Annotated in this window: 10 protein-coding genes; 2 read left to right on the top strand and 8 right to left on the bottom strand. The window is 64.2% G+C overall.

Annotated elements, in window-relative coordinates; genetic code table 11:
- Nucleotides 1-3 precede the first annotated feature (3 nt).
- Both ACVOLR_RS08835 and ACVOLR_RS08840 read left to right on the top strand, forming a co-directional pair.
- The gene (locus ACVOLR_RS08835) at nt 4-3,165 is read left to right on the top strand and encodes an efflux RND transporter permease subunit (RefSeq protein WP_481536120.1); all 3,162 of its coding nucleotides are present in this window, start codon (nt 4-6) and stop codon (nt 3,163-3,165) included.
- Nucleotides 3,166-3,371: 206 nt separating this feature from the next.
- Nucleotides 3,372-6,260, top strand: a complete 2,889-nt coding sequence (locus ACVOLR_RS08840) for a diguanylate cyclase (RefSeq protein ID WP_481536121.1) — start codon at nt 3,372-3,374, stop codon at nt 6,258-6,260.
- A gap of 166 nt (nt 6,261-6,426) precedes the next feature.
- On the opposite strand, the gene gdhA is transcribed toward ACVOLR_RS08840, so the two are convergent.
- The 8 genes from gdhA to ilvG form a co-directional block, all read right to left on the bottom strand.
- Nucleotides 6,427-7,770, bottom strand: a complete 1,344-nt coding sequence (gene gdhA, locus ACVOLR_RS08845) for an NADP-specific glutamate dehydrogenase (RefSeq protein WP_481536122.1) — start codon at nt 7,768-7,770, stop codon at nt 6,427-6,429.
- Nucleotides 7,771-7,890: 120 nt separating this feature from the next.
- Entirely contained in the window at nt 7,891-8,952 is a 1,062-nt protein-coding gene (gene leuB / locus ACVOLR_RS08850; RefSeq protein ID WP_481536123.1) for a 3-isopropylmalate dehydrogenase, read from the bottom strand.
- A gap of 171 nt (nt 8,953-9,123) precedes the next feature.
- Complete coding sequence (gene leuD, locus ACVOLR_RS08855) at nt 9,124-9,702, bottom strand: 3-isopropylmalate dehydratase small subunit (protein ID WP_481536124.1); 579 nt, start codon at nt 9,700-9,702, stop codon at nt 9,124-9,126.
- The gene (gene leuC / locus ACVOLR_RS08860) at nt 9,702-11,120 is read right to left on the bottom strand and encodes a 3-isopropylmalate dehydratase large subunit (protein ID WP_481536125.1); all 1,419 of its coding nucleotides are present in this window, start codon (nt 11,118-11,120) and stop codon (nt 9,702-9,704) included. The genes leuD and leuC overlap by 1 nt, the downstream gene beginning before the upstream one ends.
- A 35-nt stretch (nt 11,121-11,155) precedes the next feature.
- Nucleotides 11,156-12,709, bottom strand: coding sequence for a 2-isopropylmalate synthase (locus tag ACVOLR_RS08865; protein ID WP_481536126.1), 1,554 nt, complete (start codon nt 12,707-12,709; stop codon nt 11,156-11,158).
- Nucleotides 12,706-13,806: a threonine dehydratase gene (locus ACVOLR_RS08870; protein WP_481536127.1), complete on the bottom strand. Its 1,101-nt coding sequence runs from the start codon at nt 13,804-13,806 to the stop codon at nt 12,706-12,708. Before ACVOLR_RS08870 ends, ACVOLR_RS08865 begins: the two co-directional genes overlap by 4 nt.
- A gap of 111 nt (nt 13,807-13,917) precedes the next feature.
- A complete protein-coding gene (locus tag ACVOLR_RS08875; RefSeq protein WP_481536128.1) occupies nt 13,918-14,169 on the bottom strand; it encodes an ACT domain-containing protein in 252 nt (83 codons plus the stop codon).
- The gene (gene ilvG / locus ACVOLR_RS08880; protein ID WP_481536129.1) at nt 14,153-15,880 is read right to left on the bottom strand and encodes an acetolactate synthase 2 catalytic subunit; all 1,728 of its coding nucleotides are present in this window, start codon (nt 15,878-15,880) and stop codon (nt 14,153-14,155) included. The genes ACVOLR_RS08875 and ilvG overlap by 17 nt, the downstream gene beginning before the upstream one ends.
- Between the last annotated feature and the right edge of the window lie 55 nt (nt 15,881-15,935).

Raw genomic sequence — 15,935 nt, forward strand, 5'->3', positions numbered from 1 at the left:
GGCGTGAAACGCTTCAATCTCTCCGAATGGGCGCTCGGTAACCGACCGCTGGTGCTGTTCATGATGATCGCCATGGCGATCATCGGTGCCTGGTCGTACAAGCACCTGGGGCAGTCCGAAGATCCGCCGTTCACCTTCAAGGCGATGGTGGTGCAGACCATGTGGCCGGGGGCCACCGCCGAGCAGGTGTCCAAGCAGGTCACCGAGCCGATCGAAAAAGCGCTGATGAACACTGGCGAGTTCGAGTTCATCCAGGCCTATTCGCGCCCGGGTGAGTCGCAGGTGATCTTCATGGCGCGCGATTCGATGCCGTCCAAGGATGTGCCCGAGCTGTTCTACCAGGTGCGCAAGAAGGTCGGCGACATCCACTCGCAGTTGCCGGCCGAGGTGATCGGGCCGTTCTTCAATGACGAGTTCGGCGACACCTTCGGCAATATCTATGCGTTGACCGGCAAGGGCTTCGACTATGCCTTGATGCGCGACTATGCCGACCGCATCCAGCTGCAGCTGCAGCGCGTGGACGATGTGGGCAAGGTCGATCTGCTCGGCCTGCAGGACGAGAAAGTGTGGATCCAGCTGTCCAACACCAAGCTGGCCACGCTGGGCGTGTCTATGCAGCAGGTACAGCAGGCGCTGGCGCAGCAGAATGCGGTGGCCCCGGCCAGTTGGTTCGAGACTCCGACCGATCGCGTGCAGCTGCGCGTCAGCGGTCAGTTCACCTCGGTCGAGGACATCCGCAACTTCCCGATCCAGGCCGGTGAACGCACCGTGCGTCTGGGCGATATCGCTGAAGTGAAGCGCGGTTTCGCCGACCCTGCCTCGGCCAAGATGCGCTTCATGGGCGAGGACGCCATCGGTATCGCCGTGGCGATGAAGAACGGTGGCGACATCCTCAAGCTGGGCAAGACCCTGGACAGCGAGTTCGAGCAGTTGCAGAAGACGCTGCCAGCGGGCATGCAGCTGCGCAAGGTATCCGACCAGCCGCATGCGGTGAAGGAATCGGTTGGCGAGTTCGTCAAGGTGCTGACCGAGGCGGTGGTGATCGTGCTGCTGGTGAGCTTCTTCTCGCTGGGCTGGCGCACCGGCCTGGTGGTGGCGGTATCGATCCCGCTGGTGCTGGCGATGACCTTCTTCGTCATGCATCAGTTCGATATCGGCCTGCACAAGATCTCGCTGGGCGCTTTGGTGCTGGCGCTGGGTCTGCTGGTGGATGACGCGATCATCGCGGTGGAAATGATGGCCACCAAGATGGAGCAGGGCTACGACCGCCTGCGCGCGGCCAGCTTTGCCTGGACATCCACCGCCTTCCCGATGCTGACCGGCACCTTGATTACCGCGGCCGGCTTCCTGCCGATTGCCACCGCTGCATCCAGCACCGGTGAGTACACACGTTCCCTGTTCCAGGTGGTGACCATCGCGCTGGTGGTGTCGTGGATTGCCGCGGTGCTGTTCATTCCGTACCTGGGCGACAAGATGCTGCCGGACCTGCACAACCCGCAGCCGCCCAAGCCGGGCAGCATCGCCGGGCGCTGGCATGCGCTGCGGTTGCGCTGGGCTGATCGCAACCCGGCCGTGGCCAACCTGATCAAGCCCAAGGAACTGGCGCACGATCATGATCCGTACAAGAGCGCGTTCTACCAGCGCTTCCGGGTGTTCCTGGATGCCTGCCTGCGCCGCCGTTGGCTGGTGATCATGGCCACAGCTGGTCTGTTCGTGTTCTCGCTGGTGATCTTCCGCTTCGTACCGCAGCAGTTCTTCCCGGATTCGACCCGGCCCGAGCTGATGGTGGATATCGAACTGGCCGAAGGCGCATCGCTGACCGCCACCCAGGCGCAGGCGCAGAAATTCGAAGCGCTGATCAAGGACCACAAGGGCGTGGCCAACTTCGTCGGCTATGTCGGCAATGGTTCGCCGCGTTTCTACCTGCCGCTGGACCAGCAGCTGCCGGCCACCAACTTCGCCCAGTACGTGGTGCTGGCCGAGGACACCAAGGCGCGCGAGCAGCTGCGTGATTGGCTGTTGAAGGAGGTCGTGCCCAAGTTCGGTGACGTGCAGCTGCGTGTGACACGGCTTGAGAACGGCCCGCCAGTTGGTTACCCGGTGCAGTTCCGTATTTCCGGCGAGCATATCGAGCGGGTACAGGCGATTGCCGCGCAGGTGGCGGAGAAGGTGCGGCAGAACCCGCATACCACCAACGTCAATCTCAACTGGAGCGAGCCGAGCAAGGTGGTGCGTCTGGTCGTGGACCAGGACCGTGCCCGCGTACTCGGCGTGAGCAGTGCGCAGATCGCGCAGTTCCTGACCAGTTCGCTGTCGGGCATGACGGTCAGTACCTACCGGGAGGGCAACCGCCAGATCGGCATGTTGCTGCGCGGCCCGGATGACGAGCGCGCGCGCCTGGACATGCTGGGCAGCCTGTCCATTCCGACCGCCAGCGGTAAGTCGGTGTCGTTGTCGCAGGTGGCCAAGCTGGAATATGCCTTCGAAGACGGCATTATCTGGCATCGCGATCGTCTGCCAACCGTCACCGTGCGTGCCGATATCGGCGACAGCATGCTGCCGGTAGGCGTGGTCGAGCAGATCGTGCCGACCTTGAGCGAGATCCGCGACGCCCTGCCCAGCGGTTACCTGCTGGAAACCGGTGGCACCGTGGAGGACTCCGCACGCGGGCAGGACTCGATCAAGGCCGGTATGCCGCTGTTCCTGGTGGTGGTGGCGACCTTGCTGATGGTGCAGCTGCGCAGCTTCTCGCGGGCGGCGATGGTGTTCATCACCGCACCGCTGGGCATCATCGGCGCGACCTGGTTCCTGCTGCTGTTCCAAGCGCCGTTTGGCTTTGTGGCGATGCTGGGCACGATTGCCCTGGCCGGCATGATCATGCGCAACTCGGTGATCCTGATCGACCAGATCCAGCAGGACATCGACGCCGGCCACGACCGCTGGCACGCCATCATCGATGCCACCGTGCGCCGCTTCCGGCCGATCGTGCTGACCGCGCTGGCGGCAGTGCTGGCGATGATCCCGTTGTCGCGCAGTGCCTTCTACGGCTCGATGGCGATCTCGATCATGGGTGGGCTGATCGTTGGTACGGTGCTGACCCTGGTATTCCTGCCGGCCCTGTACGCGGCCTGGTTCCGGGTGCGCCCGGACGAGGCCAGCCACTGAGGGCCACGCAGCAGTGATCCGTCATCGTGAAGGCTGGCCGTAGGGCAGGCCGTAAGAAACGATGACGGTTTTCACGGTTGGGATGGTAAATTGGCGCGCCGACGGGGGAGTCGGCGCGACCTGCGGAGGCGGGTTTGTACAGACGCCAGAGGATTGCTGACGCTACAACTGCATTGTTTGCAGGCCGGAATCGGCTGGCGGCTGGGTTGTGCGCCCTGCTGGTAACCGCACTGCTATGGGTGGCCACCTTGCCCCTGGCACAGGCCTCGCGGCATACCGTGGCCGGTTGGGGCATGGAGCAGGGCTTGCCGCACAACCTGGTGCAGTCGGTGGCACAGGGCAGTGACGGCTTCATCTGGCTTGGCACCTGGGAAGGCGTGGTCCGCTTCAATGGGCGCAGCTTTACAGTATTTGATCGCCAGAACACGCCCGGGGTTGAGCTTTCCGGGGTGCTCAGCATCTTGCCCGAGGCCGACGGTGCGATGCTGTTCGGCACGGTTTCCGATGGCGTCTACCGCTATCACCGCGGGCGCTGGGAGGCGCTGGGCGGTGCCGATGCACGGCATCTATCGGTCAATGCCTTGCTGCGGGATTCCTCCGGCGGCCTGTGGATTGCGGCCAAGGAAAAACTGCTGCGTTTGCTGCCCTCCGGGCAGCTGCTCGATGCTGGCGGCATGCTTGGGTTGCCCGAGGTGTCGGTTACCGCACTACGCCAGAGCGCGGACGGTGCGGTATTGGTAGCCACCGAAAAAGGTGTCTACCAGGTGCAGGAGGACCGCCTGACAGCGTGGAACGGTACCGCCGGCTGGGTGGTGCGTGACCTGGTCGAAGATGGCAGCAACGGCTGGGTGGTTGCTGCCGACGATGGCGTTCATTGGCTGCACGGCGATGGCCAGCGCCAACATCTGCTGCGCGGTGAACGCGTGGATGCAGTGCGTCATGACGCTGCGGGTGCACTTTGGCTGAGTCTTTCCGCTGGCCGATTGGTGCGGCTGGCAGCAGGCAAGACCGAGCGCATCGCAGTTCCCGGACAGGTCAGTCCCGCCCTGTTGATCGATCGCGAAGGTCTGGTCTGGGCGGGCAGCACTGATGGTTTGTTCCGCATCGATGAGGGCGCCGCGCGCGGTTTGACCAGCGAAGACGGGCTGGGCTCTGACTATGTGCGTGTGCTGATCCAGTCTGACAACGGCGATGTCTGGATCGGGCATTCCGAAGGCCTGAATCGCATGCGTGATGATGTGATCAGTCCGGTGCGGTTGTTGCCTGGTGCTGGCCGCGACGCATCGGTGCTGGCACTGGCCACGCGTGGCGACGCGGTGTGGGCGGGCACTTACAACCAAGGCGTGTTCCGCCTGGATGGTGCTGGCCGTATCGTGCAGCAGATTGTTTTGCCCGGTACCGGGCAGCCGTTGATCCGCAGCTTGCTGAGTGAGAGCGACGGCGGCCTGTGGATAGGCAGCTCGGAGGGCTTGTTCCACTACCAGCAGGGCAATCTACGTCACTACGGACTGGAAGAAGGCTTGCCGGGCCTTACGGTGCATGCTCTGTATCGCGACGCGTCCGGTGTGCTCTGGGTAGGTACCAACGGTGGCATGGCCAGTTTTGAGAAGGACGGCAAGCTGCAGGCGTGGTCGCCCGAGACGGGTTTCCCGGCACGCTATGTGTTCGATTTCCTCGGCGATGACAACGGTGATCTGTGGATTGCCAGCGACCACGGACTGCTACGCAAGCGCGGGCTGGATCTCATCGTTTTCGACCATCGCAATGGACTGCCGCGCGACAAGGTGTTCCGGGTGATCGGCGATGGTGCTGGCCATCTATGGTTGTCCAGCAACCAAGGTGTGTTCCGGCTTGATCGCAGTGACCTGATAGCGGTGGCTGCCGGCGCACGCACGCACCTCGCGGTACAGGTGCTGGATCACACCGATGGCATGCCGAGCAGCCAGAGCAACGGCGCCTCATCGCCTGCAGGTTGGTTCACGCGCAAAGGTGAACTGCTGATTCCCACCGGCGGCGGCCTGGCGGTGATTGAACCGCAGCGGGTAGATGGAAATTCGCGTTTCCGCAAGCTGCCAGTCGCCATTGAAAGCGTGGTCATTGATGGCGAACCGCAGCCGGTGCGCGGCGCCTATTCCCTGCCAGCCGGGGTGGATCGTATTGCCGTCGCCTTTGCCGGGTTGGGCTTCCGGGCGCCGGACAAGATGCGCTACCGCTATCGAATGGAAGGCTTTGATGCCGATTGGGTGGACGCTGGCAGCCGCATCGAGGCGGTCTATACCAATCTGCCGCCAGGCAAGTACCGCCTTCGCATCCAGGCAATGTCATTGCCGCTGGATTGGGAGAACACCAGTCGTGGCGGCGAGGCGGTGCTGAATCTGGATATCGCCGCCCCGCTATGGCAGCGGCCTTGGGTGCGCTGGCTGAGCGGTATTGCCGTACTCGGCCTGATCCTGTTGCTGGCAGGTTGGCGTGCGGCCAGCTATCGACGCGGACAGCAGCGCTTGAGCAATGAGATCGCTGCGCGTACACAGGAACTGAGCGAGAAGAACCGCGCGCTGGAGCAGGCCGACTTTGAACGTGCCAGCCTGTTGCAGCGGCTGGAACACCAGGCCATGCACGATGCGCTGACCGGCCTGCCTAATCGGCGTGCGGGCGACGCCCATTTGCAGCAGGCGCTGCAGCGCGCCACAGCCGAAGGCACGGAACTGAATGTGGCTTTGGTGGACGTGGATCATTTCAAGCAGATCAATGATCGCTACGGCCATGATGCCGGCGATCAGGTGTTGCGCGATATCGCCAGCCTGTTGCAATTGCGGCTTGGCAAGGAGCAGTTTGTGGCGCGCCACGGCGGCGAGGAGTTCCTGGTGGTGATACACGGCATGCCGTTGCAGGAAGCAATGGCGGCGCTGCACGAACTGCGGATCCGTTTGGCACGGCTGCGCTTCGATGACGTTGGTGCCGAGGTCAATGTCACCGTCAGTATCGGCGTTGCGGCATTGGGCCCGGGTCAGGCCGACGGACGCACCTTGTTGGCAGCGGCGGACAGGCAGCTTTATCGCGCCAAGCGCGAAGGTCGCAATCGCGTTTTTTCGTGATGCTCGTAGTGGATGCGATCACGCAGTGGGCAGCTCGGTAGTCCGGATCTCTGCTGGTTGGCAGCAAAGTTGCGCTGATCGCGGATGAGTCGAACTGCCATCTGGATGAAACAACGACGGCGCCCGAAGGCGCCGCCACTTGGAATCCAAGCGCAGTCTGGACGACTCAGTACAAGCCCTGGGCCAACATCGCATCAGCAACTTTGACGAAGCCGGCAATGTTTGCGCCGTCCACATAATTGACGCTGCCATCGGCACGTACGCCGTGGTGCACGCAGTTGGCGTGGATCTCTTTCATGATCACGTGCAGGCGCTCATCGACATCGGCGTGACGCCAGGACAGGCGCAACGCGTTCTGGCTCATTTCCAAGCCGGAAGTTGCCACACCGCCGGCATTGCTGGCCTTACCCGGTGCGTACAGGGTACCGGCCTGCAGGAACACATCCACCGCTTCCAGCGTAGACGGCATGTTTGCGCCTTCAGCCACGCACAGCACGCCGTTGTGGACCAGGGTGCGTGCGTCGGTTTCGTCCAACTCGTTCTGTGTGGCGCAGGGCAGGGCGATATCGGCCGGGATATGCCAGGGGCGACGGTCGGCGAGGAATTCAAAGCGGGCATCGTCGCCGAGCTCGGACAGGCGGCCACGGCGCTCGTTCTTCAACGCCATCACTTCCTGTATGGCGGTTTCGTCGAAACCATCGCGTGCGTACAGGGTGCCGCCGGAGTCGGAGAAGGTCAGTACCTTGGCGCCGAGTTCGCTGGCCTTGATCGCCGCGTACTGGGCAACGTTGCCGGAACCGGACACCAGCACCTTGGCACCGTGGGTCTGGCGCTTGGCGTGGTGCAGCATCTGCTCGACGAAGTAGACCGTACCAAAGCCGGTAGCCTCCGGCCGCATCAGGCTGCCGCCAAAGGCCAGACCCTTGCCGGTGAACACGCTGGAGGCGTCGTTGCTGAGCTTCTTCATCATGCCGGCCATGAAGCCGACCTCGCGTGCGCCAACGCCGATGTCACCGGCCGGCACGTCGGTATCCGGGCCGAGGTGGCGGTACAGCTCCAGCATCAAGGCCTGGCAGAAGCGCATCACTTCGCCATCGCTCTTGCCCTTGGGGTCGAAGTCCGAGCCGCCCTTGCCGCCGCCCATCGGCAGCGTGGTCAGCGCGTTCTTGAAGGTCTGCTCGAAGGCGAGGAACTTGAGGATGGACAGGTTCACCGACGGATGGAAGCGCATGCCGCCCTTGAACGGACCAATCGCCGAGCTGTGCTGCACGCGCCAGGCGCGGTTGACGTGGGTTTGGCCCTTGTCATCGGCCCAGGCGACGCGGAACTGGATGACCCGCTCCGGCTCGACCAGACGTTCCAACAACCCATATTGCGTGTATTTCGGGTTCTGCTGCAGGAACGGCCACAGGCTGTGTGCCACTTCCTTTACCGCCTGCAGGAACTCGGATTGGTTGGGGTCGCGCTTGGCCACATAGGCCAGGAAGTCGTCGGGGGTACGGTAGTTCAAAGTCATTCCTTTGTTGGTGCGGGACCTGAAGCGACAGGTCCAATGAAGAAACGGCGTGGTATCCACCCAGCGGGAACGGCCCGCAAAAAAAGACGCGGCCAAGGGCCGCGTCGAGTTACATCAGTTCAACTGCGCAAGCACGGCTAGCCCGGCTTGCTGGGTGTTGAGCGCCTGCCCCTGTGCGGCCAGGTCGGCAGTGAAGTGACCGCCGTCGAGTGCGGTACTGACCGCTTGCTCGATCGCGGCGGCTTCCGCCTCCAGACCCAGTGAGTGACGCAGCAGCATCGCCGCGCTGAGGATGGTGGCGTAGGGGTTGGCGATGCCCTTGCCGGCGATGTCCGGCGCCGAGCCGTGGATCGGCTCGTAGATGCCGACCTTGCCCTGTTCACCCAGCGAGGCCGACGGCAGCAGGCCCAGCGAACCGGCCAGCATCGAGGCTTCGTCGGTGAGGATGTCGCCGAACATGTTCTCGGTGACGATCACGTCGTAGACGCGCGGCTTGGCGATCAGGTGCATGGCCATGGAATCGACCAGCTGGTGTTCCAGTTCCACATCCGGGAATTCTTCGCGGCCGATGCGTGCGGCGATGTCACGCCACAGGCGCGAGGTTTCCAGCACATTGGCCTTGTCCACCGAGGTGAGCTTGCCGCGACGCTGCTGGGCCAGGCGGAAAGCGCTGCGCAGCACGCGTTCGATCTCGACCACGGTGTAGCGGCACAGATCGCTGGCGCTGTCGGCGTCGCGGCTCTTCTCGCCGAAGTAGATGCCGCCGGTCAGTTCGCGCACCACCACGAAGTCCACGTCCTTGAGCAGTTCGGGCTTGATCGGCGAGGCGTTGAGCGCGGCCGGGTGGGTGCGTACCGGGCGCAGGTTGGCATACAGGCCAAGCGCCTTGCGGATCGCCAGCAGGCCTTGTTCCGGGCGCACCTTGGCATTCGGATCGGACCACTTCGGGCCACCGACGGCGCCGAGCAGGACCGCATCGGCCTTGCTGCAGGCGTCCAGGGTGGCTGCCGGCAGCGGCTCGCCATGATTGTCGATGGCGATGCCACCGATGTCGTGTTCGCTGAAGCTGAAGCTATGGCCGAAACGGATTGCGATGGCCTTGAGCACGTCGACGGCAACGGCGGTGATTTCAGGACCGATGCCGTCACCCGGCAGTACGACGATGTTGGCTTGCATGTATGGGTTCCGGTTGCTGTTTGTTGGGAGCTCCCTCCCTTGCGCCGAAGGCGCAGGGGAGGGCTGGGGAGGGGTAGCTTCTGCTGTTGCCGTTTGAGCAATACAAGCCAAAAGCCAACCCCCTCCCGACCTCCCCCTGCCGGCTGCGCCGGCAAGGGGAGGGGTGTTTAGTCAGGCCGCGTGCGCAGCCTCATACCGCTCAATCTCATCCACCCGGCCCAGCAGCCAACCCAGCTGATCCACGCCCTCCAACAGACAGGTCTGCGAGAAACCATCCAACGGGAAGCTATAGGTCTTGCCGCTGGATGTACGCAGCTCACGCGCCGATACATCCACTGTCAGTTCGTCATCCGGATTCTGCATCAGCGCCTGCACGTCGGCTTCGTCCAGCACGATCGGCAGCAGGCCGTTCTTCAATGAGTTGTTGCGGAAGATATCGGCGATCTCGCTGCTGACAATCGCCTGCAGACCCAGATCGGTCAGTGCCCATGGCGCATGCTCACGCGAGGAGCCACAGCCAAAGTTCTGTCCGGCCAGCAGAATCGCGCGGCCTTGGTTATGCGGTTGGTTGAAGGCGAACTCCGCATTCGGTGAGCCGTCGGCCTGCCAGCGCCAGTCATTGAAGGCGTTCTTGCCCAGGCCGGCACGTTCGGTGGTGGACAGGAAACGCGCCGGAATGATCTGGTCGGTGTCGATATTGGTCTGGCGCAGCACCACGCTGCGCGAAACGATGCGGGTCAGTGCGGCCATCACGCCACCTCCTTGGCAAACAGATCGCGGGTATCGGCAACGCGGCCATTCACCGCCGCCCATGCCGCACTCATCGGCGAAGCCAGCAAGGTGCGCGAGCCCGGCCCTTGGCGGCCTTCGAAGTTGCGGTTGCTGGTGCTTACCGCCAGCTGCCCCGGTGCGACCAGATCACCGTTCATGGCGATGCACATCGAGCAGCCCGGCTCACGCCATTCGGCACCGGCGGCACGCACGATCTCGTGGATGCCTTCGGCCTCGGCATCGCGCTTGACGATCTCCGAGCCAGGCACCACCAGCATGCGCACACCATCGGCGACGTGGCGGCCGCGCAGTACCTGCGCAACTTCGCGCATGTCGCTCAGCCGGCCATTGGTGCAGGAACCAACAAACACCACGTCCACCGGCGTGCCAATCAAACTGTGGCCGGCTTCGAACTTCATATAGTCCAAACCCTTCTGCGCGGCGGCATCGTTGGCAGCCGGGATCGGCGCATCAACGGCAATCGCGGTGCCCGGGTGCGTGCCCCAGGTCAGGGTCGGGCGGATGTCGGCGGCATCGATCTGCACTTCCACATCGAAGCGTGCGCCTTCGTCGCTGTTCAATGAGGACCAGTACGCCACGGCCTTGTCGAAGTCGGCGCCCTTGGGGCCGCGCGGGGTCTTGGCGACCCAGTCGAAGGTGACCTGGTCCGGTGCCACCATGCCGGCGCGGGCGCCGGCTTCGATCGACATGTTGCACAGGGTCATGCGCTGTTCCATGTCCATCGCGCGGATCGCCGAGCCACGGAATTCCAGCACATGGCCGGTGCCACCATTGACGCCGATCACACCGATGATGTGCAGGACAACGTCCTTGGCACCCACGCCCGGCGCAACGGCGCCATCGACGGTGATGGACATGGTCTTGGCCTTGCGCTGCAGCAGGCATTGCGTGGCCAGCACGTGGCCGACTTCGCTGGTGCCGATGCCGAACGCCAGCGAGCCGAATGCGCCATGCGTGGAGGTGTGGCTGTCACCGCAGACGATGGTCATGCCGGGCTGGGTGAAACCCTGCTCCGGAGCGATGACGTGGACGATGCCGCGGTTGGCCGAGGACAGGTCGAACAGCTCGATGCCGTACTCGGCGCAGTTCTTGGCGAGGGTTTCGACCTGCGCTTCGGATGCCTTGCTGGCGTAGGGCAGCTTGCCGTCGGGGCCGGCCGGCAGGGTCGGCGTGGAGTGATCCATCGTCGCCTTGGTGCGATCGGTGCGGCGCGGCTTCAGGCCGCGGTCGCGCAGCTCGGTGAAGGCCTGCGGCGAGGTGACCTCATGGATCAGGTGCAGGTCGATGTACAACACGGCCGGCGCGCTGTCGCTTTCGGGAACGACAACGTGGGCGTCCCACAGTTTGTCGTACAGGGTTTTGGGTGCGGAGCTCATTGGTTCGTTCCGTTGCCTATGTTCTGCCGTCGCGCTCAGGCGCTGACGGCTTCCTCGGTGGTGCTGCTTTCACGCTGGCGCAGCAGGCGGTTGGTGACATCCAGCCACGCCAAGGCGCTGGCTTCGATGATGTCACGGCTGGTGCCGGTGCCTTCGAGGATCTCACCTTCGTGGCGCACGCTCAGGTTGGCTTCGCCGCGCGCATCGGCGCCGATACCGACGCTGTGCACGTGGTAGCTGTCCAGGGTCAGCTGTACGCCGGTGGCGGCCGACAATGCAGAGAACAGGGCATCAACCGGGCCGTCGCCCTGCGCGGTTTCGGCCACGCGGTTACCTTCCGGATCAGACAGCTCGACCAGTGCATTGGCGCGGCTGCCGACATCGCTGATGGTCATCGAGGCCAGGCGGTAGCCGTCGCTGCTGGAGGTGCCCTGCATCAGGGTCTGCAGGTCGGCGTCGGTGACCACGCGCTGCTGCTCGCACAGTGCCTTGAACTGCTCGAAGATCAGCTTCAGCTCTTCTTCTTCCAGCCAGTAGCCCAGCGCACGCAGGCGTGCCTCGACCGCGGCGCGGCCGCTGTGGCGGCCCAGCACCATCTGCGAGGACTCCCAGCCCACGTCTTCCGGACGCATGATTTCGTAGGTGTTGCGGTTGCGCAGCATGCCGTGCTGATGGATGCCGGACTCATGCGCGAACGCGTTGGCGCCGACAATGGCCTTGTTGCGCTGGACCGGCATGCCGACCAGACGCTGCAGCAGCTGCGAGGTGGGCACGATGCGCTGGGTGTCGAAGCCGGTATCGAAGTTGTAGAAGGCGTTGCGCACCTTCAGCACCATCGCGATTTCTTCCAGCGCGCAGTTGCCGGCACGCTCGCCGATGCCGTTGATCGAACCTTCCACCTGCCGCGCACCGCCTTCGATGGCAGCCAGCGAGTTGGCCACGGCCAGGCCCAGGTCGTTGTGGCAGTGGGTACTGAACACCACCTTGTCGGCACCGGCCGCATTGGCGATCACGTGCTGGAACATCGCGCGGATTTCTTCCGGCGTGGTGAAGCCAACCGTGTCGGGCAGGTTGATGGTGCGCGCACCGGCGGCGATCGCGACCTGGGTGACCTCGGTCAGGAAGTCCAGTTCGGTGCGGGTGGCGTCCTCAGCGGAGAACTCGACATCGTCCAGATAGCCGCGCGCCATGCTCACATGCTTGTGCACCGATTCCAGCACCTGTTCCTTGCTGATGCGCAGCTTGTGCTCGCGGTGCAGCGGACTGGTGGACAGGAACAGATGCAGGCGCGGGCGCGCTGCGGCTTCCAATGACTTCAGTGAGGTTTCAATATCGCCGGCCAGGCAGCGCGACAGCACTGCCAGGACCGGCTGTCGTACCTCGCGGCAGATCAGGGCCATGGCTTCGCGGTCGGACTGCGAACTTGCGGGGAAACCGGTTTCGATCACGTCCACGCCCAGTTCCGCCAGCGCCCTTGCCATCACCAGCTTCTGTGGTGGGGTCATGCTGCAGCCGGGTGATTGCTCACCGTCGCGCAGGGTCGTGTCGAAGATGGTAATTCGCGGGGTATTGTTGGTTGGAGTATTCACCAGAGGGTCTCCTCGACTGCGGCGGTAACGGAAAATTTGGGGGATTCGGATTTGGAACTGCGCTGTGTCGATGCAACGACACGGCTTCTAAGTCGTTCGGCGTTACGCCGTCGAGGTTTGCGCGGTGGACTGGGGCGTACTTCAGACAACAAGGTCGACAATACCGTGGCATCGATGTTGCCGCCGGATACCACCGCACACTTACGCTTGCCGGAGACGCGGCGGCCAGCGGCCAGTGCCAATGCACCAGCACCTTCGGCGATGACGTGTTCCTCCAGCGCCAGCCGCACCAGGGTTTCGCGCAGCTCGGCTTCACGCACGATGACCACATCGTCGAGCAGGCTGGCGCAGAGGCGGCGGGTGAGGAAGCCCGGGATTTTCACCTTGACGCCGTCGGCCAGGGTCGGCACCGGGTCGATCTCGCGCACGTCGCCCTTGATCGCGCGGGCCATCGAGTCCACGCCTTCAACCTGCGCACCGATGATGCGTACGCCCTGCGATTTCAGGGCCAGCGCGACGCCGGAGGCCAGGCCGCCGCCGCCGATCGGCACGATCACCACGTCCGGTGCATGCGGTGCCAACTCGATGCCCAGCGTGCCTTGGCCGGCGATTACGTCGGGGTCGTCGAAGGCGGACAGGAAGCGGTAGCCGTTCTGCTCGGCCAGTTCGCGGGCGAAGGCGAAGGCCTCGTCGTAGCTGTTGCCGTGTTGGCGCACGGTGGCGCCCCAATGCTGGACGCCGGCAATCTTGGTGGCGGGTGCGCCATGCGGCATCACAGTGATGGCCTGCACGCCCAGCCGATGCGAGGCCCAGGCGACGCCTTGGGCGTGGTTGCCTGCGGACGCGCAGATCACCGGGCGTTCGTCGCCGCGTTCCAGTGCAGCCAGCATCGCGTTCAAGGCGCCACGCACTTTGTAGGAGCCGGTGCGCTGCAGGTTTTCCAACTTCAACCAGGTGCCGAAACGCTCGGCGTAATGCAGTGGAGTAGGCGGCAGAAAACGGCGCAGGCGTGCCTGCGCGGCCAATACGTCGGCAACGCTGACGTTCAACGCGTCAGCGGGTGTTGCAACTGCGACGGCGCGGCCACGGTCAGGCATGTACGTGGCCGTCACCGGATACGAGCGAACCAGCTGTCGGCTGTTCGCGTCGAAGAAGACGCCTCCGTTGTTTGCGGCGGCGTACTACCGGTACGCCACTTACATCGCTGCTCATACGCTGGCACCTGCTACGGCCACCAGTTGCACGGATTCGCAGTCATAGACTTTCTGCAGCTGGTGGCACAGGGTTTCCGGCGGGCGCGTGCCATGGATGTCCATCTGCACGTGCCAGCGGCCGGCATCGTCGGCATTGCGATTGCCGGCGATGTTGCTGGGGGCAAAGCCGCGCCGTTCGACCATGCCGATCACGCGCACCAGCGCGCCTTCGGCAGGCTTCAGCACCAGGTCAAGCCGGTATTGCATTGGAACTCTCCTGCGCTGCCTTGGCGTGGGCTGGGTTGCTGTCCAGCATGGTGCTGTTGGCGTTGTTGGGTGGCACCAGCGGCCACACGTTGGCGCGTGCATCGATGGACACATGCAGGAACGCCGGGCCGGGCGTATCCAGCATGGCGGCCAGTGCATCTTCAACCTGCGCGCGCTGGGTGATGCGGGTGGCGGGGATGCCGAACACCTGCACCAGCGCGGCGAAATCCGGGTTGTCGGACAGGTCGATCTCGCTGTAACGCTCGGCGAAGAACAGCTCCTGCCACTGGCGGACCATGCCCAGCGAGGAGTTGTCCAGCAGCACGATCTTCACCGGCAGGCGGCAGCGGGCGATGGTGGCCAGCTCCTGCACGTTCATCATGAAGCTGCCATCACCGGAGACCAGCACCACGGTGCGATCGGGGCAGGCGAACTGCGCGCCCATCGCCGCCGGCAGGCCGAAGCCCATCGTGCCCAACGCGCCGGATGTCAGGTGATTGCGCGGGTGATTGAAGCGGCAGTGCTGCGCCACCCACATCTGGTGCTGGCCGACATCGCAGGCGATCACGGTATCCGGCGGTGCCACTTCGCTCAGCCGCTTCAGCAGCGCCGGGGCATAGATGTCATGGCCGGGGGCGTCATAGCGGGCGGCGAACTTTTCACGGTTGGCGGCACAACGTGCACGCCAGCTGTTGCAGCTGCTGCGGATGCTGGTCAGTGCCTGCAGGCCGGTTTTGACGTTGCCGGGAATGGCGATGTCGACCGCGCGCAGCTTGGAGATTTCGTAGGCATCGGCATCCAGATGGATGACGCGGGCGAACGGGGCGAACTCAGCCAGCTTGCCGGTGGCACGGTCATCGAAACGGGCACCGACCACGATCAGCAGGTCCGACTCCTGCACCGCCATGTTGGCGGCGCGGGTGCCGTGCATGCCCAGCATGCCCAGGTATTGCGGATGATTGGCCGGCAATGCACCCAGGCCGCGCAGGGTCAGCACGGTCGGAATGCCGGAGCTTTCGACGAAATGACGGAACTCGCCAACCGCATCGGCCAGACCGATGCCGCCACCGCCGTAGATCACGGGTTTTTCGGCCGCGGCAATCATTTCCACCGCAGCAGCCAGGCGTTCGGCTGACGGTGCCGGTACCGGATCCACCGATGCAGGCACGTGCTCGGGCAGATGCGAGGCATCACCCAACTGCACGTCCTTGGGCAGGTCGATCAGCACCGGACCGGGCCGCCCTTCGCGGGCGACACGGAAGGCTTCGGCAACCACGTGCGGCAGCTCATCAACGCTGCGCACCAACCAGCTGTGCTTGACGATCGGCAAGGTCATGCCGAACACATCCAGTTCCTGGAACGCATCGGTACCCAGCAGCGGGGTAGCGACCTGACCGGTCAGGCACACCATCGGTACCGAGTCGAGCATGGCGTCGGCAATGCCGGTGACCAGGTTGGACGCACCCGGGCCGGAAGTGGCCACGCATACGCCTACCTTGCCGCTTGCGCGGGCATAGCCATTGGCGGCCAGTGCGGCGCCTTGCTCGTGTCGTACCAGGATGTGCTTGAGGCTGGAGTCCACCAATGCGTCGTAGAACGGCATGATGGTGCCGCCCGGGTAGCCGAACAGCGTTTGCACGCCTTCGGCTTCCAGGGCCTGCGTCAGCCAGCGTGCGCCGTTACGGGGCGCAGCGGGGGTGGAAGTGTTCATGCAGCGACCTTTGCCTGTTGCGGGTGGGGGACCGCGGGATGGAACCTGGCTGCGA

It is taken from the genome of Stenotrophomonas sp. STEN030, assembly GCF_056759995.1.

Excerpts from the sequence above, each read along its gene's own strand:
- leuB (WP_481536123.1), bottom strand. The coding sequence starts at position 8,952 with ATGCAAGCCAACATCGTCGTACTGCCGGGTGACGGCATCGGTCCTGAA.
- leuD (WP_481536124.1), bottom strand. The coding sequence starts at position 9,702 with ATGGCCGCACTGACCCGCATCGTTTCGCGCAGCGTGGTGCTGCGCCAG.
- leuC (WP_481536125.1), bottom strand. The coding sequence starts at position 11,120 with ATGAGCTCCGCACCCAAAACCCTGTACGACAAACTGTGGGACGCCCAC.
- ACVOLR_RS08870 (WP_481536127.1), bottom strand. The coding sequence starts at position 13,806 with ATGCCTGACCGTGGCCGCGCCGTCGCAGTTGCAACACCCGCTGACGCG.
- ACVOLR_RS08875 (WP_481536128.1), bottom strand. The coding sequence starts at position 14,169 with ATGCAATACCGGCTTGACCTGGTGCTGAAGCCTGCCGAAGGCGCGCTG.
- ilvG (WP_481536129.1), bottom strand. The coding sequence starts at position 15,880 with ATGAACACTTCCACCCCCGCTGCGCCCCGTAACGGCGCACGCTGGCTG.